Origin of the sequence: Pedobacter sp. BMA, from assembly GCF_001027745.1 — a bacterium.
Lineage (GTDB): Bacteria > Bacteroidota > Bacteroidia > Sphingobacteriales > Sphingobacteriaceae > Pedobacter.
In genome coordinates this window covers 377464-399730 of sequence record NZ_LECU01000006.1, presented here as the reverse complement: position 1 = coordinate 399730, position 22267 = coordinate 377464, and the positions used below count along the sequence as shown (strand labels likewise).

Sequence of the window (22267 nt, the reverse complement as noted above, 5' to 3'; positions counted from 1 at the left end):
TTTATCGGGTTAATATGATGGTGTTCTGGGTTTGTTTGAATTTTAAATGTTTAGAAAAGCATATGCTTTTGATCACGGTGATGTAGTCGGCCTTATCAAACTGAGCGGAAAAACTCCATCTGGTATTTTTGGTATGGTCAACTAGCTGAATGCCATAAACATTATAAAACCGGGCAGCAATTTCTTCGAATCCTGCTTCTTTGAAAATTAGCAATCCTGATTTCCATCCTGTAATGGCTGCTATATCAACGCTGCTTTTAACCAGATGTCTGGAAGTACCATTAAACGTGGCCATTTCCGAAGGCTTAAGCAGGAGTTTCTCTCCTCTGTTAGCCTCTGCCAGTACCTTTCCTTCGACCAATGCAATCACAGTATTTTTATCTGCCGGATAAGCTGAAATATTGAATTTCGTACCCAAAACAGTTGTCCTCGTGCCTTTGGCATTCACTGAAAAGGGTCGTGCCTGATCTTTAGTCACCTCAAAGAATGCTTCCCCTTCAAGCATCACTTCACGTTTCTTTGCAGCAAAAAATTTGGGGTATTTTAGCGAACTATTTGCATTCAATGTAACCGTTGTCCCATCGCTTAAGCTAAGCTGAGTGATTTTACCGTAACCATTGTGATAAGTAACATAACTTAAAGATTTTTCTGCCATGTTAAACCTAACGAAGAAAAAACCCACGATTAAAAGTACGGCAAGGGCGCCAACTGACGTCATCACGCGGGTATTTAACAACGGAGGTTTATCCGGTGCGTAAGGCATTGTATCGGCGGCATCAGCTTGCAGAAAATCATCGAACTTAGCAAAAGCCATCTGCAAATCTTCATCTTCCAACCGGAGGTACAATGTGGCGAGAATTTGTTCCGCATTATACACCTCATCCATTTTTTCAGGATGTAGGCTAATCCAGCTTTCCCAGAATGCTACCGCAGCAGCATCTGTTTTCAGGTAATAAGCATTAAAAGATTCATCTGCTGCAAAATCTTCAGCATGAAACAAAGTGTAATCCACGGCAAAAAGTAAAAAGGTAAAAGATGTTTTGTTCGGTTTAAGCTATAGAGTAAGCAACCTCCTGTTTTTACCAGATTTTTTTTACTTTTTTTATTAATGTTTAAAAACTGAAGTATTATTGCATGTCTTAGGTGGGTAATCAAGTGCGTAACTTGAAACTAGCTTGTTATTAAACGTCTTAGGTGGTGATCAAGGCCGCGGCTGATAAACATACTAACATGCTCTTACCTATCTTAGGTGGTAAATTCTTAGTGCTTCTGCAGTAGCTTTTCCCTCAGCGTACAAATGGCCGCATAAACATGGTTGTACACCGTACGGGATTTAAGCTCAAGTTGCCTCGCAATGGCATCATATTCCATCCCGTCGAAAAACTTCAACCTTACAATTTCCCTTTGTGTGGGCGTTAAAGCATCTATCGCATGCGATATTTTGTCCTTCCGTTCAGCTATAAACTGCGATTCGATGAGCAATTGTTCGTAAGAATGTTCGTTAATGGTGAGGAGTGAAGGAATATCATCTATGCTGATGAATTTCTTTGACTTGTTCGACTCCCTGATCAGGTTATTGCGAAGACTCGTCTTTAGGTAGCTGTCCACAAATTCAACCTGTCCAAGTGTATCCCTTTTTAACCAGATACCGGCGAAAAGCTCATGAAGCGTATCCTGGACAACCTGTCTATCGGGCAAAATTCTAAATCCATAAGCATACAAATCCTGATAACAATCCTGATATAGCATTCGCATTGCACCTGAATCTCCTCCACGAATTTTGTCCCAAAGCCCGGCTTTCATTTCCGCAAAGATAAGAGATTATTCCCTTATTTAGAATTTTTCTTAATTAGGCTTTTAGTATTTATAAAACAGCGACTTACATCGACGTAAAATGGAGATTTGGGCAGCTGAATTCCAAATCTCCAGTATGAGTTAAGCTATCTGTTTACGCGTTAGCAAGCAAATAAGCTTTGAAACCTTCAAAATCAATGCCCAGCTGATCAGCTTGTTTTGGTTTTCCAACCAAAGCAGTCACCTGTTCCGGAATTTCAATTTTAGCAGCAATATCTTCAGGAAAAATATCCGGGAATTTACAAGCGTGGGCGGTAGATAAAAATACAGCTGCGCTTCTATCTTCAGGATTTTGTTTTCTGAATTGCTCAATGGCCAGATAGGCAATGGCGGTATGCGGACAAGCAACATAATCAAACTTTGCATCAATTTCTTTGATCCCTGCCAGCGTCTCCTCATCCGTAAAACGATATGAAGTAACCACTTCTTTCAATAAGTCGATTTCACCTTTAAATAAATCCATGATCCGTACCCAGTTACTTGGCGCACCAACATCCATTGCGTTGGAGTAAGTTTGCGTAGAAGGCCTGGTTTCGTAAACGCCTGTTTCCAAAAATCTCGGAACGGTATCATTAACATTGGTCGCAGCAATAAATTGCTTAACCGGTAAGCCTAGTTTATAGGCCAGAAATCCCGCGCCAATATTTCCGAAATTTCCGCTAGGTACCGAGAAAATGACCTCTTCCAGGCCTTGCCTTTTTAACTGGGCATAGGTATTGAAATAATAAAATGTTTGCGGAATTAAACGGGAAATATTAATCGAGTTGGCAGATGTCAGTCGGAAGCTTGCATTGAGTTCAGCATCGGCAAAAGCCTGTTTTACCAAAGCCTGGCAATCGTCAAAAGTGCCTTTAATTTCAATGGCCCTGATGTTTTGTCCATTTGTAGTTAACTGCAATTCCTGTATCGGACTCACCTTTCCTTCCGGATAAAGAATAGTTACACGGGTATTCGGCACCCCTAAAAAGCCCAACGCTACTGCACCACCCGTATCTCCTGATGTGGCAACCAATACATCCAGTAACTGTTCGCCGTCCCTTAAAAAATAAGCCATCACACGGCTCATAAAACGGGCTCCAAAATCCTTGAACGCCAACGATGGGCCATGGAAAAGTTCCAGCACAAAAGTTTTATCCGCCAGCTTTACTGCGGGCGCTTCAAAATTGATGGCATCCTCAATCAATGCTTTCAGGTCTGCTGCAGGAATTTCATCTTTTAAAAGGGCCGAAGCTACCTTATTGGCAATTTCAGGCAGCGAGTATTTATCAATATTTTCGATAAAGTCCGGATCGAGCTGCGGAATCTCCACAGGCATGTACAGGCCTTTATCCTGTGGCATACTATTAAAAACGGCTTCTTTAAAAGAAACACGTAAATCTTTATTATTGGTTGAATATAGTTTCATGATTGGAAGGTTGTCTTACAGCACTCTCGGTCCTTCGGCATTAACCGAAGAAACATATGCTTTGCTGTTAATATTGATTTTATGTAAGTGCTGTTGCTGTGCTTTGGTTATTTTCTTTGCGGTTTCTTCATCTTTTGTCAAGGCAAAAACTGATGGACCCGAGCCTGAAATTCCAAAACCAATGGCACCGTTTTCCATGGCAATTGCTCTCATCTCCTCAAAACCCGGAATCAGGATGGAACGGGTAGGTTCTACCAAAACATCCTTCATACTGCGCCCGATTAAATCAAAATCATTCATAAACAAGCCGCTAACCAAACCTGCTACATTTCCCCACTGCGTCACCGCATCTTTCAAAAACACCTTACTGCGTATCATCTGGCGGGCATCTTTTGTGGGTACATCCACCTCCGGATAAACAATTGCGGCATACATTCCTGCGGGCGTTGGCAAGGAGATTACATCCAGTGGTTCATAACTTCTTACCAAAACAAAGCCCCCCAAAATGGCCGGGGCTACATTATCGGCATGGCCATAACCACAAGCCAGTTCTTCACCTTTCATGGCAAAGGGAACCAGTTCTTTAGCCGTTAATAAATCTCCCATCAATTTGTTAATGGCAAATAAACCTGCCACCGTACTGGCCGAGCTTGAACCTAACCCACTGCCAATAGGCATCTTTTTATGCAATTCAATTTCCACGCCCACATCTAAGCGGTTTACATGTTGCAGGTAATGCTGAACACTGGCGCTCACTGTATTTTTAGCCGCATCCAAAGGTAAACGACCATCATCTCCGGTGATACGCTTTATAACCACTCCGGGTGTATCGGTCAAACGCATTTCTACTTCATCACCCGGCTCATTCACTGCGAATCCGAGGACATCGAAACCACATACTACATTGGCAACCGTGGCCGGAGCGAAAACTTTTATACTATCTTTCATTTTTGATTATCAGGTAGCGGTATCAGCACTGAACATCAATTCAGGATTTGATACCGCCATTTTATCATTTGTCTCTTATTGATCTTAGCTTAAAGATCCCACATTTATAATATCTGCAAAAACACCGGCCGCGGTAACCTCTGCACCTGCACCAGGCCCTTTCACCACCAATGGACGTGATTTATACCTGTCGGTAGTAAAGGAGATGATGTTATCACTTCCCGAAAGCATGTAAAACGGGTGACTGTCATCTACCATTTGGAGGCTGATTTCCACATCACCATCTTCCAGTTTCCCGATATAGCGCAATACCTTTCCTTCGCTCGCCGCACGATTTTTCAAATCCTCAAAATAGGCTGCATTGTTTTTCAGCTCTGTATAGAAGTCTTCCACTGTATCAGCCTTCAAACAGGCTTCTGGTAGAATATTATCAATTTTAACATTTTCAGCCTCTAAGGGATAGCCGGCATCCCGTGCAAGAATTAACATTTTACGCATAAAGTCTTTTCCATTTAAATCATCACGGGGGTCTGGCTCAGTATAGCCTAAATCCTGTGCCTCTTTTACCGTTTCATAAAAACCAGCTTCACCTTTAAAATTATTGAAGATATAAGAGATGGTTCCTGAAAGAATGGCTTCGATGCGGGCAACTTTATCGCCACTCATCATCAGTTCCTTCAGCGTACGGATGATCGGTAAACCAGCCCCAACATTGGTTTCGTAGTAAAAATCAACCCCAAACTTACGGGCCGTATCTTTAAACGATTTGTATTGTGCGTAGCCGGCCGAATTACCTTTTTTATTGCAGGTCACTACCGAAATACTGCTTTCAAAAATGCCCTGATAAAATTCAATTGGTGCTTCTGCAGCAGTGTTATCTACAAAAACACAGTTTGGCAGATTTAATGCTTTCATGCGCGCTACGAAGCCAGCAAGATCAGCCTGCTCACCGTTAACATTCAGTTCATCTTCCCAACCTTCAAGCGATAATCCATCCGTATTGAAAATCATCTTACGGGTGTTGCTGATGCCGGCAACTTTAACCTGCAAATCATTATTCTCAGCCAGAAAAGGCATTTGCTCTTTCAGCTGATTGAATAAAGTCTTTCCGATATTTCCCGTTCCCAGGCAAAAGATATTCAGCGTACGTTTTAAATCTGTAAAGAATGCATCGTGCACGGCGTTTACTGCTTTCGATAAATCAGAAGCGCTGATAATCACTGAGATATTATACTCCGAAGATCCTTGTGCAATTGCCCGTACATTGATACCATTCCTGCCCAAAGCGTTAAATAATCTTCCGCTCATCCCCGGTGTACGTTTCATATTCTCACCAACGATAGCCAGCACCGCAAGATTATTTTCTACCTCAGGTAAAGCCAGCTTATTGGCATCAAGTTCCAGTTCAAATTCCTTTTTGATTAAACTGATGGCTTGTCCTGCATCTGTAGGCTTCACCGCAAAAGTGATGCTATGTTCAGATGAAGACTGTGTAATCAACACCACATTGATCTGCTCACGCGAAAGAAGCGAGAACAAACGGCCGCTGAAACCAGCCTTACCTACCATTCCACTACCGGTTAGGTTGATGATACTGATGTGATCGATGGAAGAGATCCCTTTAATGGGTAAGCTTGATGTTTTAACATCGCTTTTGATATAAGTACCTGTAAAATCTGGTTCGAAAGTATTTTTGATTACAATTGGAATTTTCTTCATGAAAGCGGGGATCATGGTAGGTGGGTAAATCACCTTGGCACCAAAATAACTTAACTCCATGGCCTCGGTATAACTCAGTTCCGGTAATGAAAAAGCTTTTTTCACAATCCGTGGATCCGCAGTCATCATTCCGTTTACATCCGTCCAGATCTGAATTTCTTCAGCGGTCAAGGCTGCACCCCAAACCGCAGCAGTGTAATCAGATCCTCCACGACCTAATGTGGTTACCCTTCCGGCCGAATTACTGGCGATAAAACCCGTTACAAAAAGCACTTTAGTACTGTTCGCCTGATAGAAATCATTAATCAGCATTTCAGTTAGTTCAGTATCAACCTTTGCCTGTCCGAAATTACTATCCGTTTTAATCAGCTCTGAACCGTTTACATAAAGCGCTTCTGCAAATTGCTGGGAGGCAATGTGCGCAATCATGAATGATGAACAACGTTCGCCATAGCTCAATATCTGATCCTTGGTTTGCAGACTTAGTTCACGCAGATTGGTTACCGCCTGCAATAGGTCCTCCAGCTCATTAAAGAAAATTTTAAGCCGGGTAAACACCGGGTTTTGCGCTGCCGCCGGTAGAAGAGCGCGAATAACCGCAAAGTGCTTCGCCTCAATTTCTTTTAAAGATGCGTCGTAATCTTCGCCACGCTCAGCCTTTTCGGCCATATCCGTCAGCAAATTGGTTACGCCACTCATTGCCGATAATACAACTACCGGATTGCTTTGTAATTTTTCCTGGGCTAATATGCTCAGTAGCGTTTTAATGTTCTCGGCCGAACCTACGGATGTGCCGCCGAATTTGAGTACTTTCATTGTTTTTGGTTTTAATGAAGCTTACACTTTGCTTGTTAATTAATTTGGTTGTGTGCAGTTTCTATGGTTTTTGGTAAAAAAAAAGCGCCCCGAGTTCTATCGGGGCGCTTTCTGTGTTTTTATGTTAATTCAATTTACAACAAATTAGCCCCGCTGGTTTATACCGGTGGTAATAATAATCGTTGTAATAATTGAAGTGTTAAAAATCATTGCTCTTCGTGTATTTTGTACACCGTAAAGTAGCAGATTATTTTTCTTAATTGCAAACAATTTTAAAAATTATTTGAAAATTTTTTAATAAAACGTTTAATTGGATGTAATAGCAGCATTTTTTATACTCGAAACTAAAACAGGCAAAGGTATCGCCATCAAATGTTGATAAAAAGCCTGGCAGCCTCAATAACATCAATAATTGGTAATTTAGGTATTCCAAATCTTTGAAACTTCTTATCTGAAGTTATAAAATAATCCATTTTGTTTTTATGAGCAATTTCAAACTGAAGTGCATCTTCAATATCTGGATTTTCTGAAAGTAACGCTAAAATAGTTGTTGCATGATTGCCATCAATGACATGAATACTATCCAGCAATTTTAGAATTGTAGTTTTCGCCACAGCAGAACCAAGATTTTTAGTTAGGATGTAGCCTAAAATATGAACTATGGATGAACTGATATAAAATCTAATTTTAGATTGTTGGGCTAATACGAACAATTCTCTAATGGTTAAATAATGATTACGTTTTAAAACATAATCTAAAACAACATTGGCATCTAAAAAAATCTTAGTCGCCATATTTTTGAGCCATATCTTCGAAATATTGTTTTTTGAAATCTATCGCGTTATCGGTTTCAGGAACCTTTAAATTGTCAATATAGTCAACCAAAGATTGCCCATCAGCTGTCTTAGATATATTTAAAAGATAATTTTCAACCAATTCAGAAACACTACTTCCAACTTCTGAAGCGTATTTCTTCGCTTTAGTTAAAATATCCTGTTCAATTGTCAAATTAACCCTTGCTTTCATAACTATCAAATATACGCATAATTTTTCATTATACGCATTACTCCCCTCGTTGGTATTCTGTAGAATTAGCTATTTGGTATTAAGGCTTCACCCCAATATAAATCTCTACTTCCGAATCCGGCCCTAACTGCGACTTCTCCCCATACACCTCAAAATCTGCTTTGTAACTTCTATTCAGCATGCCGTCATTGGCCCATATATCCTGCCAGGTCGTTACACCCGCGGCGGGCATTTCCCCTTTGGCGGTATACTTTTTGTAATGTTCATTTTCGATTTTCCTACCCAAAAGCCCTTCCGGAATATCCGCTAACGAACTCACACGCTGACCAATGATCGCGGTATACTTGCCCGTATAATCACTTTCATAGTCCGTATAAACCGCAATAACGTCCTCGCTTACTTTATTCGGAATCTTATTAAAAATTTCCTGAGCATAGAACTCATGCCAAAGCTTACCTAAATCTGCTGCAGCCTTGTTGTCTTTGTTGGTGGTTTCAACAGCTATTCCAATAATATTAAAGTTGTTCATATGATCTATGGATATTTAATGGTTAATCAAAGCTAAAAAATTATCCAACATCTAAGCTGAAATTACTCCAAACCCCTTTCCCATACTAACTATTTTAGTATTTTTGTTTCCATTCAATATCCCTATGGAAAATAAAGTCAGCATCAATAATAACAGCGTAGAATTTTCGGGCATTACCAGAGAATATACAGAAGCCATTGCCGAATTAATCTGGAATGGCTTTGATGCCGGGGCCAGTAAAATCGACCTCGTGTTCGACACCAACGAAATCGACTTCATCCCCTCCATCGAAATTATTGATAATGGCAGTGGAATTAACCTCCATTCCCTTCAACAAACATTTGGCTCTTTCCTCGATTCGCTGAAACGCGGTAAAGACCAGCGTTCTTCATATGTAAGAGGTAAAAAAGGAAAAGGCCGCTTTTCATTCATTGCTTTTGCCCAATCAGCCGTATGGAATACCACCTACATCGATGAAGAAACAGGAAATTATTATAACTACGATGTAAGCATCAATGCCTCCAATAAGGACTATTATTACGATGAAAACAGAACCATTGACGAGCTAAAGCAAACGGGAACCAGACTCAAGCTGATTAATTTATTTGGCGTTACCGCTTACTCATTTTCAAGCGAAGCGTTTATCAATTACCTCAAGCATGAATTTGGATGGTTTCTGCTGCTCAACAGTAAACATCAGTATCAGCTATGCATCAATGGCACACCTATCCGCTACGAAGACAGCCTGGCCGACCATCAAATATTCCATCGGGAAATTGCAGATGCCTCCACATCCAGATTTAACTTCACCATTACCTTTGTACGCTGGAATGAAAAAATAGGGGATAAGTTTTACTACTATTTTCTCGACAACAGCAAGAAGGAAGTTTTCAAACAGCTTACTTCCTTTAACAACAATGCCATCAACTTCTACCATAGCGTTTATATTGAATCAGATTATTTCGACAATTTCAATTTCAGCGATACCGACGCATCAGAAAACCTATTCGGCTCTAACCCTCAAAGCCCGATCTTCAAACAATTGATCAAAGAGTTACAAAAAATTGTGGCATCAAAACAAAAAGAGTTTGTACGGGATGAGGCCGCAGTTGAGTTAATTAAAAGGCTTGAACTTACCAATAGCCTACCTGCATTCGGCTTAAGCCAGGAAGGAGAGGAGGTAAAACAACAGCTCCTAAATTTCGTAAAAGAATTGTATTGCATCCAGCCACGGATATTCAAAGGGCTTAATGAAGTACAGGAGAAAATGATATTGGCCTTGATCAGTCAGCAGCTCAATAATGAAGAATCGCTAATTTCCCTTGTCGAACAAATTATTCCACTGGCAGATGAAGAGCGGACACAGCTGAAAAGTCTTTTTAACTAATGGCTAAGCACCAAATCTTCCAGTAAATAATTAGCGGCTTAATAACAGCTATACTAAACAAAAAATCAGATGAAAAATCTCGACCTCGAAACAATCAAAAAACGTACAGCAGCCATTCGTAAAAAATACCATCAACTTGAAAGGCAACATCATGGCAGCGAATGGACAATAGAGGAAGATGCGTTGGCTTTTTTAACCGATGCAGGATTAGTAGGCCGATTAGTGATGTCGCAACAAGGTCGCTGGCCCCAGCCTGACACTGAAGAAGAACTGAAGCATAAATTAGGTGAATGCCTGTGGTGGCTCACAACACTCGCAGATCGTATGGGTATGGATATCAATGAATGTACCGAAACCTTCCTCACCAAAACAGAAACACTAATGGGTGAATAGTAATAACATACTTTTAGCTCGTTACCCTCCTTTTACGAAAAAGTAATATAAGAAGCCCACATAAAACGCCTATCGTGATATAATAGGTCCATGTAAGGAGATCGATGATTAAGTTTTTTTCGGTTTCATACTTGGCAACCATATAAGCCGATAAAGGCAATAATCTTTTTGTCGTATCGACTGGATGGATACCGCTATCAGTGAAATATTCCGGACTGCCATCTACTTTTCCCCACCACAATCTTCCGATATCACGCTTAGTTACTTTTATAAAGAAAGGTAACTTCTTCATCGACTTCATCCTATTCAGATCCAATGGAATAACGATACTGTTATCGGCAGTTTTATCACATGATATTGGTTCGTAGTGATAACCCGTCCAGTACATACATTTTTGGTCTGCTTCCGGTTCTCTAATAGATAACGTATTTTCTTGCCAGAAAAAAAAGATTATCTTAAAACCGAGAAGAAGAATCAACAGAATGAAAGAGAAATTCGACTGCCTGATAAAAATGCTTAGTTTATCCCACAAACTGAGCTTTTCAGAAATCGGTGGAAGTGGAGAAATCGGGGAAACTGGTGGAATCGGTGAGGCTGGAGGTAATGGAATACCTCCTTTGTTTTCTTCTCCCATCAACCAGTTTAAAAGCTCAGTATTTACATTGTTTGTCGTCTTAATAGTCTTCTTCAAAAAATAGACTAAAGGCCGGAATCTATCGATATCAATATTTACGATTTTACTCCGGTAAGTTTCTCCATTATTTAATGAACCGAGGAAAGCCCTTAATGCAGGTTCGTTTGTCTGCTCACCCTTTTCATCATAAACGGCTAAACATTCATTGCGCAAAGATGCAGGCGTTGGCTCCCGCAAATTTGATGATAGAGTCGTCAGGTTTTTTCTACGTTCGTATTCTTTAAATACAGGATGATTATGGTCTACAGGCATAATTGAGGCATTAATTTCTGCAAATAAACGGAAATTCCGGAACTTATCAAGCATTACCGGAAATCAACCGGAAAGATCGGAATTCCCTAACTATTAAAATTTTACCCCTCTACATTTGTATCAGCAAACAGCGAAAGCGCCTTCTAATTAATCGCGCTTTATAAAAACACTGATTGCTAAAACGAGTGAAAATCGCGGTTGCCAATAACCGGTTTGGGAAGCAGTTAAAAAGCTCCCGCGATGGAAACTCATCACTTCCCAAAAATTTTCAGAAGGCCTTCTGAACTACATCGTAGCAAGCCCCGCGCATGGGTCGCGGGGACCTACACAGTATTTCAATTCTAAAATTTTTGAATCATGTTTTTACCAATCTTTATTGCTATTCTAATGGGACTAGTTTCCCCAAATTGTCCAAATACAAACACCGGACAGGGTACTGTACAAGTTAACTCCACAACTGAAGACGGAGGAGACGAGGGCGATGATGATGGCGGTGGCAGCACAGGTGGCAATACCGGACAAACACCTCCGCCGAAAGATCAAATCGGTGGTTAATTTGTAGTCAAATACTATGGTCTCAGATGCATCGAATTTGAGATCATAGTGTTTTGAAAAAGCCGAGCATTGTTAAATTCGAATTCACAGCAAACATTTTAGCTATTAATTTCTAACTTAGTTAAAAACTAAGATTTGAAACGCTATTCACTTCCTCTCGCTTCTATTTGTCTTTTGTTCGCTTGCTCAAAAAACCAAGGCACCTCATCAAAAATAATTCAGAATGTATTTTATGATAAAGCATTTGAATTTAGAGATAAGCAACAATCAGATAGTGCATATTTTTATTTTAACGAAGCTAAAGAAGTTTTCCTCAAGCAAAATGACAGTCCCAAAGTAGGTAGGTGTCTGGTTAATATGGCCATCATTGCCACAGATAAAGGAGATTATTTTGGCGGACAAGAGCTCTCTTTAAGCGCTATACCTTTTTTCAAAAAAAACAATTCTAAAGACAGTATCCAACTCAGTGCGAATTTCAATAATCTGGGTATCGCTACCGCTCATCTTAAACAGCATCAAAATGCAATTAAATTTTACGATTCAGCTGTACAATTTTCCAATGACTCAACCAAAAGGCTTGTTTACCTTAACAATAAAGCCAACTCTTACCAGGAAGCTGGAGATTACCAAAATGCGTTAAACATTTACAATCAGATACTGAAAGAGAACTGGAAAGATAAACTTCATTATGCAATGTCGCTGACAAACATTTCGAATACCAAATGGCAAAAGGATAGGTTATTCAACCCTGTTCCAGACTTACTGAAATCATTGGATATACGTTTACGGGAGAGAGATTTGTGGGGCATGAATTCCAGCTATGCTTCACTTGCTGACTACTACGCAGAATCAAATCCTGTTATAGCTTTCAGCTATGCCGCAAAAATGCTCCATGTTTCAAAAGAAGCGGGGAGTGCTGACGACCAACTTCAGGCACTGCAGAAACTCATTCGGTTGAGTCCGCCGAAAAAAATGAAGCAATACTTCAAAACATACGAATCTTTAAACGATAGCATACAAACCGCCAGAAGCGCTGCTAAAAATCAGTTTGCTTTAATAAGGTATGATTCGGAAAAAAACAAATCAGAGAATCTAAAATTACAGAAGGAAAATGCCGATAAAGAATATCAAATTGCCAGACGAGAACTTATACTCGCTGGCGTTATATTGCTCGGTATCGCCGGAACGATCTTTATTGTTTTCTGGTACCGGAAACGCAAACAAACTTTGGCCCTGGAAGCGGAGAAAACCATTCAGGAAAACCGCTTAAAAACTTCTAAAAAAGTGCATGATGTAGTAGCCAACGGACTGTACCGCGTAATGACAGAGATAGAAAATCAACCCGAAATAGATAAAGAAAGTATTTTGGATAAAATTGAATATATGTATGAAAAGTCGCGGGATATTTCATACGATAAATCAGTGCCCACACCTCCTACAAATCTCTTCCATGAACAGATCGGCAAAATGCTTCACTCATTTACTTCATCATCCACAACAGTGAGGTTGCATGGGAATGACTCAGCCTTCTGGAAGGATGTTTCACTTGCAGCCAAACAAGAGCTGGAACCGGTTCTACAGGAACTAATGGTAAATATGAAGAAACATAGCAAAGCCAATATTGTGGAATTAACCTTTAGCAGAACAACAAATGAAGCAAAGATTAAGTATCAGGATAACGGCATTGGCTTTCCTGATAAAGTGAATTTTAATAATGGCCTAACCAGTACGGGAACCCGTATCGAAAACATTTCGGGCAACATTACTTTTGAAAATGTAGATCACGCCGGATTAGAGATTCAAATTTCTTTTCCAATTCACTTATAAAGAACTATGTTACAAAAAGTATTAATCGCAGAAGATTATGAAAGTTCAAACATATCGGTACAAAAGGCATTAGAAGACCTGGGAATTTCACACGATATAAAAAATCAGGTTTATTATTGCGATGATGCTTTGGCTCGCATAAAAAAGGCAATGAGCGAAGGTAATCCTTATGATTTGCTGATTACCGATTTGTCGTTCGATGACGATCATACCAAACAAATCATTACAACCGGAAATGCATTGATCAAAGCGGCAAAAGATGTTCAGCCAGATTTAAAAATACTGGTCTTCTCCGTAGAAAATCGTCTTTCAGTTGCTCAACATCTGTTTAAAGAATGTGATATCGATGCATATGTACCCAAAGGACGCAGAGACAGTCAGGATCTTAAATTAGCTATTGAAACCATTTCCAAGGGCGGCAGATATTTATCAGGAAACCTCAAAAAGGAAGAGAAAGCAGAAATTGATTATGACTTCAGCGTTGTCGAACTGGCAATCATTTCACAACTGGCGCAGGGTACTTCACAAAAAGACATTCCGCATTATCTGCAGGCAAATAGCATTACCCCATTCGGGTTAAGCAGCGTTGAAAAGAAACTAGGATCAATGAAGGCTATCTTTGGATTCACAAAAAATGAGCAGCTTATTGCTTACTGCAAAGACAAAAACATTATTTAGCAGATTTCCAGATATTTTTTTTTCGAGGCTTACGGTTTCCCGTAAAAACAGGTGAGTGGTTAGCGCTACATTTGATTAAATCAAAATCACCCTCACGATGGATCTCAAATTAAAGCTCGAGCAACTACACCAAAGAGTAGTTGGACTTAAAGATCAGATTAACACTGAAGAAGCCACCAAAAATGCATTTGTTATGCCCTTCATTCAAATCCTCGGTTATGATATCTTTAATCCGACAGAAGTAATCCCCGAGCACATCTGTGACATTGGTACCAAAAAGGGCGAAAAAGTAGATTATGTAATCCGCAAAAACAATGAGCCCATTCTGATTTTTGAGTGTAAGCACTGGAAAGAAAGTGCCGATGCCCATAACTCCCAACTCCACCGTTACTACCATGTTTCAAAGGCCAGGTTTGGCGTACTTACGAACGGTACCGTATATAACTTCTATGCGGACCTGGAGAAGCCTAACATCATGGATGAGAAGCCTTTTTTAACCATCGATATTGAAGATCTGAAAGATAACGCCATCAAGATTTTGGAGAGCTTCACCAAAAATGAATATAGCCTCGAAAACATACTAGATTCGGCCGAAGGATTAAAGTACATCAAAGCCATTAGGAAAGAGTTTGAGAAAGAAATAGAAAACCCCAGCGATGAACTGGTTAAACTACTGGTTAACCGTTTCTTCGACAAGCCGCTTACTGCAAGTAGAATGGCCACGTTTAAAGAATATGCCAAAAAAGCTTTAACACTTTCAATAAATGAATCCATTAGCGATCGTTTAAAGTCCGCATTAAATATTAATGAAAAGGCTAAGCCAGAAAGTGATGGCAAAGCACAGCCAGTTACCGAAAGCAGCGAGTCTAAAATTATCACGACCGACGAAGAGCTTGAGGCTTTCCAAATCGTTAAGGCCATACTGCGAGAAAAGATAGGTGCAGAACGGATTGCTCCCCGCGATACACAATCTTATTTCGGTATACTGCTAGATGATAACAATCGCAAACCTCTTTGTCGACTACACTTCAATACAGCAAACAAATATTTCGAAACCTTCGCCAATGGCAAAGATGCCGGCGAAAAGAAGCAATTGTACAGCCTCGACGAGATTTACAGTTTCCGAAATCAATTACATCAAACATTAGAAAATTACCAATAACGCTCCTCTCTTTAAAAAATGCTGGGATTGCCCTATTCTACAAATGGGACGTAAGTAGGCGATCCCGCATTTTTTTGGAAAAGGAACGCGAGTACACATTTAATTAAAGAAGTTATGATTCCCTATAGACGATATATCGATACGATCAATAAGACTAACGTACAGGAAGAGCCAATTCCCGATAAGCATGGTTCATACGGCGCGCTGCTATTTGATAGACGTTGGAAAGATAAAAGAGCAATTATTTTATCCCGGGATAATAATCGGTGTATTATATGCAAACAGGATATTAGTCTTGAAGTCCACCATCGTCAATATCATTACATCACTTCTCAAAAAAAATTTAAAGTACCATGGGACTATTCTGACAACTTGCTAATAACACTGTGTAATTCTTGTCACCAACGTGGTCATTCAAAATTTAAAGTACCAATAATCTACATTCAAGATGTTTAATATTTTCAAAAAAAGCAGGCAGGAAGAAATGCCTTCCAATCAGCTATTAGTGGCTGAACCAACAAATCGAATCAATCCAGTTGACATTCCTGAAAACATATTTATTGAACAAGATACAACTGATATTGACAAAGATCGGAGTAGTAGCACAAAAAAAATAGAAAATACTATTGAACTATTATTCGACTTCCTTGATAAAAACCACGAAAACAAAGGATATGAAGATGCCCTAATGAATCCCGATGTTAAACATTTGGAGCAGAACATAGAAGCGCTGAAGAATCAGTTAGAAAGAACAATCAGAAGAGTAAAAACCTTTTATGAAGATTTTATAAAAGAAATAGATTTTCATATTGACAGTAGGGGTAGGAGTGGAATGGTCGATATCGTCGACGAGCTAAAAATGAAAAAAGGTATCGCTGAAAGCCACATTATCAAAGTAAGAGAAATGGAATCAGAGCATAGAAACAGTACTGGTGATAGTCAAGGTATGATCATTAGTTACACTCGAGGGTTCATGAATGGCCTTTCAGCAATTTCTCATCATACAATATTAAAAAGATTTTAAATGAGAACTTTTCAAACCTGGTGGCTAAAATTAAGCTGTTTTTTAACAGGATATAATTTTTATATTTTAAGTGCATGTAGTGAGGTTTCCGTAAGGAAAGTCAAAAAGTATACATCAGCACTAATCATAATTTTTATTTTATGGGCCTTCGTAGGCTACTTTTTTTGTTCGCGATATATTAAGCTTGGCCCACTAGCAAGTCTATCGGGTTCACTTATTTCAGTTTTAATAATACTACAAATAGAACGGCAAATTTTGCTTATTGAAAAAACAAATACTGCTTTAAAATATACCAGATTTGCACTCGCTTTTTTAATGGCTATCATTGGCTCCTTGATTATTGATCAAATTATTTTCAAGGACGACATAGAGAGCGCAAAAATGATAACAAATCAGCAAAAAGTAGCATTACTAATGCCTACTAAAACAAGTGAAATAGCGTCGCACATCTCATCGTTAAATCAAGCAATCATCACCAAAGAAAATGAGAGAAAAAGTTTCATTGAGGACATTAGCAAAAATCCAAATCAGCAAATTCTAGAAACAACTATAAGCGTTGTTCCTGTTAAAAAAACAATAAAAGACAGTCTAAAAACTGAAACAACAAATACTATCCTTAAAAAAGTTTCAACCACAAATGTTCGGTCCATTCCTAATCCCAAAATAGAACAGATCCCTGGCATAAATCAGCAGCTTAAGGACCTGAATCAGCAGAAAACAGACAAAGAAAACATGTTAATTACATTAAAATCTGATCTGGAAAACGAAGTTAAAAGCAAAGTAGGTTTCCTTGATGAACTGAGTAACCTTGTAAATATTATAAAAGGTTCATTAATTGCATGTGTGGTATACTTTATATGGTTTATATTTTTATTGCTTATAGAGTTATTAGTGCTAATTGGAAAATCGAACGATACTGATTCAGACTACGAAAAAGCAATTCAAAAGCAAATGGAAATTCACATGACGAAAATTCACCTATTATAGCATCACCCCCCCAATGAAAACCCTCTCCCTAATCATCCTTTTCTTTGCCACAATCGCTTGCAAAGAAACCCAAACCGTTTACCTTTGCGACAGCGAAGGCGGAAAAAAATACCACTACACGACGAGCTGTCGTGGTTTAAGCAACTGCCAGCATAAAATCATTAAAGTAACTTTAGAAAAAGCAAAGAGCCAGGGTAAAACCTTATGTGGATGGGAAAAATAGTTCTTTTCATTTTATTACTGTGGATCAAGCCAATAGCAGACCCGGCACTTCCGGATCTGAAAAACAAAACGTTCAGTGCAAAAGTCATACGGATACTGGATGGCGACACCATGGAAGTTTTATATCAGAATCAGCCCGTTAAAATCCGTTTGGCACATATCGACTGCCCTGAAAAGCGCGGTTCACAACCTTTCGGCAACAATGCCAAAATCGCCCTATCTAACTTATGTTTTGGCCAGCAGATAACCGTTTACGGAGAGAAGTTTGATCGCTATAGAAGATTAATTGCCGTGGTAGCCAATCATAAGAAGCAGATTGTAAATCAGGAAATGATCAGACAAGGAATGGCGTGGCACTTTAAAAAATATTCTACAGATCAACGTTACGCTCAATTGGAACTAACCGCCAGAAAACAACGGGCAGGCCTTTGGCATGATCAAAACCCAACGGCCCCATGGGAATGGAGGTCTGTAAAACACAAAAAGAGCAAACACCAGTTTCACACTGGCTTCACTCGCTCCTGACTATTCTTTTAAAAAATAAAGCCCCGCATGTGCGGGGCTTTCAGTTGTTTGGTTTATTTCTCTCTTATATAAATACTATCATGGTTCGATTTCAAAATCAAAACTGTACCGCCCCCGTTAATCTTCCCCTTTATATTTTCCGATTCCTTGCGCATCGAAATGTTTATCGCACTCAGCACCCGGTTTCCGCCCTGAGTTGTAAGTGTGTTGGTGCTGGCTTTTGCACCGCTGCCCGATACCAACCCACTAAATAAAACACTTCCGTTGGTTGTGTATGCAACCCCTGTTGCAGGCTTATCTGTCTTTTCAACAGCTTCTTTTTCAATAGCAATATTCAGTCCTTCAGCGGCATAAATTTTACCGTAATTGGTACCTGCCTCTAAAGAAACTTTCGCCGTTTTAGGCAGTGCTACATCCACATGTCCATGTACAGAGACAATGGAAATAGGCCCCTTAATTTCACCTGCGAAAACCGCATCAACCGAACCATTCAAAGTTTTCACATTTACGGGGCCCGTATTATTTTCCAACTTCACCTCATTGAAATTAACGGAAACCTCAATTTCACTTTTCAGGTTTTTAAGTGTTACGCTATCCTGATACATGGAGCTGTTATTCGTAAACACAACCTTTATATTTTGAGGTACCCTGATCTTGAAACGGCGGTCATCCGTTAAACTTACCGGGTTCACATTAATATCTTCGCCCTTAACCGTCACATCTAAACCCAATCCTGTATTGTCTTTAAAGCCTGAACTGTTAACAGCCTTCAGCCCCTTAGCCCTTTCGTCAACCTGCTCCTTTTCCGAAGCGGGCGAACTAAAAATAATCTCAGCGCCGTTATAGCCTTCTACCGTCGCGCCACTTAAATTAAGATTAAGCTTTCCTGACGATTTAGCCAGCTTATATTCTTTCTGTGCAGAAACCGACAAGCTTAAAAGTGTCAGCGCTACCACCAATTGTAGTTGTTTTTTCATATCCTCTATTTTCTATTATTGCTTATTCTCTTTCATTAAAACCATGTAGGCCTCATCTTTTACCGCATCGAGCGTATTAGGGTCGTTCACCAGGGCATAAAGCCGGTCGTCTACCGTTGCATTGTTCATTGTTCCCAAAACCCTCACCAATTCAAGCTGCACCAGGGGGTCGTTCTGGCTGTTCAACGATTTTATTAATAATGCTGAAACATGCGCGTCATCTTTGTATTTACCCATCACATTCAGGGCCGCCAAACGAACGTTGCTATTTCCATCGCGCTCCAATGTTTTCGCTAACCTGTTGATCATATGTTCACTGATGTACCCGCTTTTATCAATTTCCAATATCAGGGCTAAACGGTTACTGGCCGAGCTGCTGTCTGTCAGTTGATCAACTTTTTCAGCCACATATACGTTTTTGGAAACCTGCGCCAGATCTACATTTCTGGAGGCTGTTATATCACCACTGCGGCCAGGCGCAACCGTTGCAACACGTGCTTTTACCGGCTCCTTCAAATCAGGAACAACCTGTACGGGCTGTGCTTTTTTTGTTGCTGCGGCCTGCGTATTCAAATGTTTCGTGGATGAAGTTCTGAAAATCAGGAAGCTTCCTCCCACCATTAACAATATAGCTGCCGCAGCCACCCATCTGCCTATCTGTAAAAAGGCAGGTTTCGTTTTCTGTTGCACAGGCACCTCTTTTTGTTTCTTAAACAAATCCAGGTTAAACTGAGGGGCATCTAACTGATCAAATTCCTCCCTGTTCCGCTCTACAAAATCTTTTAATGGATCATTCATAATATGCCTTATCTTTTAATGCCAACAATATTCTCTTCTTTGCCCGGTGATACTGTGTTCTTACCGTCGCATGCGATAAACCCAGCACGCCTGCAATCTCCTCCTGACTCATCTTTTCAAAAAGGTATAAGTTCAGAATGGTTTTGTAGCCTGTTGCCAACGCATCAATACTTTTTTTCACATCCTCTACCTTACAATTAAAAAGCTCATCTTCCCCCATATCATAATCTTCTTCAGCCTGCGGGTCCATATCGCCCATATCGGCAAACTGGATTTTTCTCCTCCGCAGATGGGAGATGGCTTTATTAATTGCCATCCGCTTCACCCAGGCTTCAAAATTTAAAACCCCTTTCAACCGTTCCGGATCACTAAAGGCATTGAAAAAGGTTTCCTGCAAAATATCTTCAGCCTCTGCCGTATGCACAATCAGTCGACTGATGGAATTATAAATCCTGCGGGCATATTTTTGATACAGGCCTGTATAGCCTGCATCCTTTCCCTGCATGCACATGGAAATCAATTCCTGATCGGTGATATCGCGTGGTATCGGCAAAATTTGAGTCGTTAACAATCTGCTATCAATATGTTTCTATAGGGAAGTCGCAACCAGCTGATTAATGTTGCATGCAAATGTGAAATTAATAATAAAAAAAACGCAAAACACCATGGGCGTTTTGCGTTCAGTTGAAAAAAGGGAAATAAACTACTTAATAAAACCCTTAACGCTGGTTTTCACATTCACCAGCGTCGATATTTTGATCCCATTAAGCGGGATTTTTTTACCATCTATGGTGATGATGGACCCGTCACGGTAAACTGCCGGAATGGTTTTACCTCCCGGACTATAATTCCCCGGGACAGGAATATCACCTGGCTGACCAAATTTAATTGCGGCATTAAAGCCCACAAACCATTCGCCGGTAGCAGGCCTGTACAAGGCCATATCCACCCGTCCGTCTCCATTATAGTCGGCCGGAACCGGAATATCGCCAGGAGTATACGGAAGCTGCAAGGGAATATTTCCTAAAGCCGTTTGCCACATCGAATTATCCGTACGGAAAAAACCTACATCAAGCTTTCCATCCCCATCATAATCAGCAGGAACCGGAATGCCGTTTTTATGCCCAAACTTAATGCTGTCCATACCATCAATGTACCAGGTCATGGTAGCGGGGCGGTACACCGCCACATCTGCAAAACCATCGCCATCCCAATCTCCACAAACCGGAACGTCACCAGCCATGCCCAGCAATACCTCCTTACCACCTTCGATCAGGAATTTACCGTCCTGCGCGCGGAACACGGCCATTTCGGTTTTACCATCGCCATTGTAATCAGCTGGTGCAGCCAGGTCACCGGTTTTACCGAAGGCTACTTTCTTACCACCTATTATCCATTCACCATCAGCAAATGATACTGGATCCGTAAGCTGGTCGTTATTAAAATCCATGAAACGTGCTGCCGTAGTATGGTGTAACCAGGGCATGGTAAACTCACTGTCGCTATCATTCTCCACTTCGCCTGTAAAAGGAGAGAAGGTTCTGAATTTCAGCAAATCCTTCGATTTCGAGAACGTAATCAGGCGCATCAGCCCATGCCCTCCCTGCGGTCGGCTCTGGTAGTCGGTAAGGTACGATTTAATGATATTCCCTGCATAGCCATCCATCCTGAAACCTTCCCCGTTATCACCCACATGGCCGGATAAGGTCATCACTACATTCGGAAAACGTTTTAAAGCATCAAAGCGCCGCTGACCCTGTTTTGAAAAAGCAGGAAAACCTTTCTCGTTGGTCCCGGCTGTTTTATTAAAGTGGATAAACGAGTGGCTCACCAAAATGGCCTGCCTGTCGCCATATTTTTGCAGCACTGTTTCTGCCCAGCGGTTTAAAGGCTCTATATCCTCATCGTACGAGTCGTACTCCAAAAACAGGATGAGCATCTTGACGCCATTGGCTTCCATCAAATCGAAGTGACTATCATTGTCATTAGCATAATGTCCACCGTACCATTTCTTCCCTTCAAAGTGCTTAATGCCAAAAAACTTATTGTAAAGGGTGGTCTTACCGCTCAATGGAAACTGGCTTCGTGTTTGGTCGTGGTTTCCCACAGCCATCCCGTATGGAATCCCCTGAGGATAATCTGCCGAAGGTTTTTCCAGTACCGACATGGCCGCCCAGGCCCGGTCCCACTGCACAGGAAATTTTTCCCCATCATCAGAAATATCCCCTAAATGAATCACAAACTTAATATTCTCTTTCTTTGAATTTTCGGTAATCCATTTGGTTTGGGCCAAAAACATTTCATTTTTGCCCCCGTTTTTTTCCGATGTATAATACTGCGTATCTGGCAATACCGCAATGGTAAACTCATCCTGCTCTTCTGCAGGTTTGTCCAATAATGTAGCGCTGATGCTCAACAACATCACCGCGGCCATTGTCAGACTTAAACCCTGCTGCCAAAACCTTCTTTTAAAATTTATCATCATTTAT

Annotated in this window: 23 protein-coding genes; 10 read left to right on the top strand and 13 right to left on the bottom strand. The window is 40.4% G+C overall.

Annotated features, from left to right (window positions below):
- Position 1: 1 nt before the first annotated feature.
- The 8 genes from AB669_RS21595 to AB669_RS13740 form a co-directional block, all read right to left on the bottom strand.
- Positions 2-1012, bottom strand: a complete 1011-nt coding sequence (locus AB669_RS21595) for a FecR family protein (protein WP_156166748.1) — start codon at positions 1010-1012, stop codon at positions 2-4.
- A 248-nt stretch (positions 1013-1260) separates the two neighbouring features.
- Positions 1261-1803: an RNA polymerase sigma factor gene (locus AB669_RS13770; RefSeq protein ID WP_047799880.1), complete on the bottom strand. Its 543-nt coding sequence runs from the start codon at positions 1801-1803 to the stop codon at positions 1261-1263.
- Positions 1804-1948: 145 nt separating this feature from the next.
- Complete coding sequence (thrC, locus tag AB669_RS13765) at positions 1949-3259, bottom strand: threonine synthase (RefSeq protein WP_047799879.1); 1311 nt, start codon at positions 3257-3259, stop codon at positions 1949-1951.
- Positions 3260-3274: 15 nt separating this feature from the next.
- On the bottom strand, positions 3275-4207 hold the full coding sequence (locus AB669_RS13760) for a homoserine kinase (RefSeq protein WP_047799878.1): 933 nt from the start codon (positions 4205-4207) through the stop codon (positions 3275-3277).
- A gap of 84 nt (positions 4208-4291) precedes the next feature.
- Positions 4292-6742 carry a bifunctional aspartate kinase/homoserine dehydrogenase I gene (thrA, locus tag AB669_RS13755; RefSeq protein ID WP_047799877.1) on the bottom strand — a complete coding sequence of 817 codons (2451 nt, stop codon included), beginning with the start codon at positions 6740-6742 and terminating at the stop codon, positions 4292-4294.
- Positions 6743-7110: 368 nt separating this feature from the next.
- On the bottom strand, positions 7111-7536 hold the full coding sequence (locus AB669_RS13750; protein ID WP_047799876.1) for a PIN domain-containing protein: 426 nt from the start codon (positions 7534-7536) through the stop codon (positions 7111-7113).
- Entirely contained in the window at positions 7526-7768 is a 243-nt protein-coding gene (locus AB669_RS13745) for a DUF6364 family protein (RefSeq protein ID WP_047799875.1), read from the bottom strand. Before AB669_RS13745 ends, AB669_RS13750 begins: the two co-directional genes overlap by 11 nt.
- A gap of 79 nt (positions 7769-7847) precedes the next feature.
- On the bottom strand, positions 7848-8306 hold the full coding sequence (locus AB669_RS13740; protein ID WP_369799772.1) for a GyrI-like domain-containing protein: 459 nt from the start codon (positions 8304-8306) through the stop codon (positions 7848-7850).
- 115 nt (positions 8307-8421) lie between these two features.
- Between AB669_RS13740 and AB669_RS13735 the strand changes: the two genes are divergently transcribed.
- Both AB669_RS13735 and AB669_RS13730 read left to right on the top strand, forming a co-directional pair.
- Positions 8422-9684 carry an ATP-binding protein gene (locus AB669_RS13735; protein WP_047799873.1) on the top strand — a complete coding sequence of 421 codons (1263 nt, stop codon included), beginning with the start codon at positions 8422-8424 and terminating at the stop codon, positions 9682-9684.
- 69 nt (positions 9685-9753) lie between these two features.
- Positions 9754-10077, top strand: coding sequence for a MazG-like protein (locus AB669_RS13730; RefSeq protein WP_047799872.1), 324 nt, complete (start codon positions 9754-9756; stop codon positions 10075-10077).
- 13 nt (positions 10078-10090) lie between these two features.
- On the opposite strand, the gene AB669_RS13725 is transcribed toward AB669_RS13730, so the two are convergent.
- Positions 10091-11077, bottom strand: a complete 987-nt coding sequence (locus AB669_RS13725; RefSeq protein ID WP_047799871.1) for a hypothetical protein — start codon at positions 11075-11077, stop codon at positions 10091-10093.
- A 303-nt stretch (positions 11078-11380) separates the two neighbouring features.
- On the opposite strand from AB669_RS13725, the gene AB669_RS13720 reads away from it, so the two are divergent.
- The 8 genes from AB669_RS13720 (at position 11381) to AB669_RS13680 (ending at position 18003) form a co-directional block, all read left to right on the top strand.
- Positions 11381-11578: a hypothetical protein gene (locus AB669_RS13720; RefSeq protein WP_047799870.1), complete on the top strand. Its 198-nt coding sequence runs from the start codon at positions 11381-11383 to the stop codon at positions 11576-11578.
- A gap of 135 nt (positions 11579-11713) precedes the next feature.
- Positions 11714-13405, top strand: coding sequence for a tetratricopeptide repeat-containing sensor histidine kinase (locus AB669_RS13715; protein ID WP_231582680.1), 1692 nt, complete (start codon positions 11714-11716; stop codon positions 13403-13405).
- A gap of 6 nt (positions 13406-13411) precedes the next feature.
- Positions 13412-14083, top strand: coding sequence for a response regulator transcription factor (locus AB669_RS13710; protein WP_047799869.1), 672 nt, complete (start codon positions 13412-13414; stop codon positions 14081-14083).
- Positions 14084-14180: 97 nt separating this feature from the next.
- On the top strand, positions 14181-15245 hold the full coding sequence (locus AB669_RS13705) for a type I restriction endonuclease (RefSeq protein WP_047799868.1): 1065 nt from the start codon (positions 14181-14183) through the stop codon (positions 15243-15245).
- 448 nt (positions 15246-15693) lie between these two features.
- Positions 15694-16269: a hypothetical protein gene (locus AB669_RS13695; protein ID WP_053058410.1), complete on the top strand. Its 576-nt coding sequence runs from the start codon at positions 15694-15696 to the stop codon at positions 16267-16269.
- Entirely contained in the window at positions 16270-17256 is a 987-nt protein-coding gene (locus AB669_RS13690; protein WP_047799867.1) for a DUF4407 domain-containing protein, read from the top strand.
- A gap of 13 nt (positions 17257-17269) precedes the next feature.
- Positions 17270-17479 carry a hypothetical protein gene (locus AB669_RS13685; RefSeq protein ID WP_047799866.1) on the top strand — a complete coding sequence of 70 codons (210 nt, stop codon included), beginning with the start codon at positions 17270-17272 and terminating at the stop codon, positions 17477-17479.
- A complete protein-coding gene (locus tag AB669_RS13680; protein WP_231582679.1) occupies positions 17467-18003 on the top strand; it encodes a thermonuclease family protein in 537 nt (178 codons plus the stop codon). Before AB669_RS13685 ends, AB669_RS13680 begins: the two co-directional genes overlap by 13 nt.
- Before the next feature lie 53 nt (positions 18004-18056).
- Here the strand turns inward: AB669_RS13680 and AB669_RS13675 are convergent, their stop codons facing one another.
- The 4 genes from AB669_RS13675 to AB669_RS13660 all read right to left on the bottom strand — a co-directional run bounded on the left by AB669_RS13675 (position 18057) and on the right by AB669_RS13660 (position 22263).
- The gene (locus AB669_RS13675) at positions 18057-18980 is read right to left on the bottom strand and encodes a DUF4097 family beta strand repeat-containing protein (RefSeq protein WP_047799864.1); all 924 of its coding nucleotides are present in this window, start codon (positions 18978-18980) and stop codon (positions 18057-18059) included.
- A 15-nt stretch (positions 18981-18995) separates the two neighbouring features.
- Positions 18996-19778: a HEAT repeat domain-containing protein gene (locus tag AB669_RS13670; protein ID WP_047799863.1), complete on the bottom strand. Its 783-nt coding sequence runs from the start codon at positions 19776-19778 to the stop codon at positions 18996-18998.
- Positions 19771-20349, bottom strand: a complete 579-nt coding sequence (locus AB669_RS13665; RefSeq protein ID WP_047799862.1) for an RNA polymerase sigma factor — start codon at positions 20347-20349, stop codon at positions 19771-19773. Before AB669_RS13665 ends, AB669_RS13670 begins: the two co-directional genes overlap by 8 nt.
- A gap of 132 nt (positions 20350-20481) precedes the next feature.
- The gene (locus AB669_RS13660) at positions 20482-22263 is read right to left on the bottom strand and encodes a metallophosphoesterase (RefSeq protein WP_047799861.1); all 1782 of its coding nucleotides are present in this window, start codon (positions 22261-22263) and stop codon (positions 20482-20484) included.
- Between the last annotated feature and the right edge of the window lie 4 nt (positions 22264-22267).

Coding starts and splice junctions, on each gene's coding strand:
- AB669_RS13770 (WP_047799880.1), bottom strand. CDS start 1,803: ATGAAAGCCGGGCTTTGGGACAAAATTCGTGGAGGAGATTCAGGTGCA.
- thrC (WP_047799879.1), bottom strand. CDS start 3,259: ATGAAACTATATTCAACCAATAATAAAGATTTACGTGTTTCTTTTAAA.
- AB669_RS13760 (WP_047799878.1), bottom strand. CDS start 4,207: ATGAAAGATAGTATAAAAGTTTTCGCTCCGGCCACGGTTGCCAATGTA.
- thrA (WP_047799877.1), bottom strand. CDS start 6,742: ATGAAAGTACTCAAATTCGGCGGCACATCCGTAGGTTCGGCCGAGAAC.
- AB669_RS13750 (WP_047799876.1), bottom strand. CDS start 7,536: ATGGCGACTAAGATTTTTTTAGATGCCAATGTTGTTTTAGATTATGTT.
- AB669_RS13745 (WP_047799875.1), bottom strand. CDS start 7,768: ATGAAAGCAAGGGTTAATTTGACAATTGAACAGGATATTTTAACTAAA.
- AB669_RS13735 (WP_047799873.1), top strand. CDS start 8,422: ATGGAAAATAAAGTCAGCATCAATAATAACAGCGTAGAATTTTCGGGC.
- AB669_RS13730 (WP_047799872.1), top strand. CDS start 9,754: ATGAAAAATCTCGACCTCGAAACAATCAAAAAACGTACAGCAGCCATT.
- AB669_RS13725 (WP_047799871.1), bottom strand. CDS start 11,077: ATGCTTGATAAGTTCCGGAATTTCCGTTTATTTGCAGAAATTAATGCC.
- AB669_RS13720 (WP_047799870.1), top strand. CDS start 11,381: ATGTTTTTACCAATCTTTATTGCTATTCTAATGGGACTAGTTTCCCCA.
- AB669_RS13710 (WP_047799869.1), top strand. CDS start 13,412: ATGTTACAAAAAGTATTAATCGCAGAAGATTATGAAAGTTCAAACATA.
- AB669_RS13705 (WP_047799868.1), top strand. CDS start 14,181: ATGGATCTCAAATTAAAGCTCGAGCAACTACACCAAAGAGTAGTTGGA.
- AB669_RS13695 (WP_053058410.1), top strand. CDS start 15,694: ATGTTTAATATTTTCAAAAAAAGCAGGCAGGAAGAAATGCCTTCCAAT.
- AB669_RS13690 (WP_047799867.1), top strand. CDS start 16,270: ATGAGAACTTTTCAAACCTGGTGGCTAAAATTAAGCTGTTTTTTAACA.
- AB669_RS13685 (WP_047799866.1), top strand. CDS start 17,270: ATGAAAACCCTCTCCCTAATCATCCTTTTCTTTGCCACAATCGCTTGC.
- AB669_RS13680 (WP_231582679.1), top strand. CDS start 17,467: ATGGGAAAAATAGTTCTTTTCATTTTATTACTGTGGATCAAGCCAATA.
- AB669_RS13675 (WP_047799864.1), bottom strand. CDS start 18,980: ATGAAAAAACAACTACAATTGGTGGTAGCGCTGACACTTTTAAGCTTG.
- AB669_RS13670 (WP_047799863.1), bottom strand. CDS start 19,778: ATGAATGATCCATTAAAAGATTTTGTAGAGCGGAACAGGGAGGAATTT.
- AB669_RS13660 (WP_047799861.1), bottom strand. CDS start 22,263: ATGATGATAAATTTTAAAAGAAGGTTTTGGCAGCAGGGTTTAAGTCTG.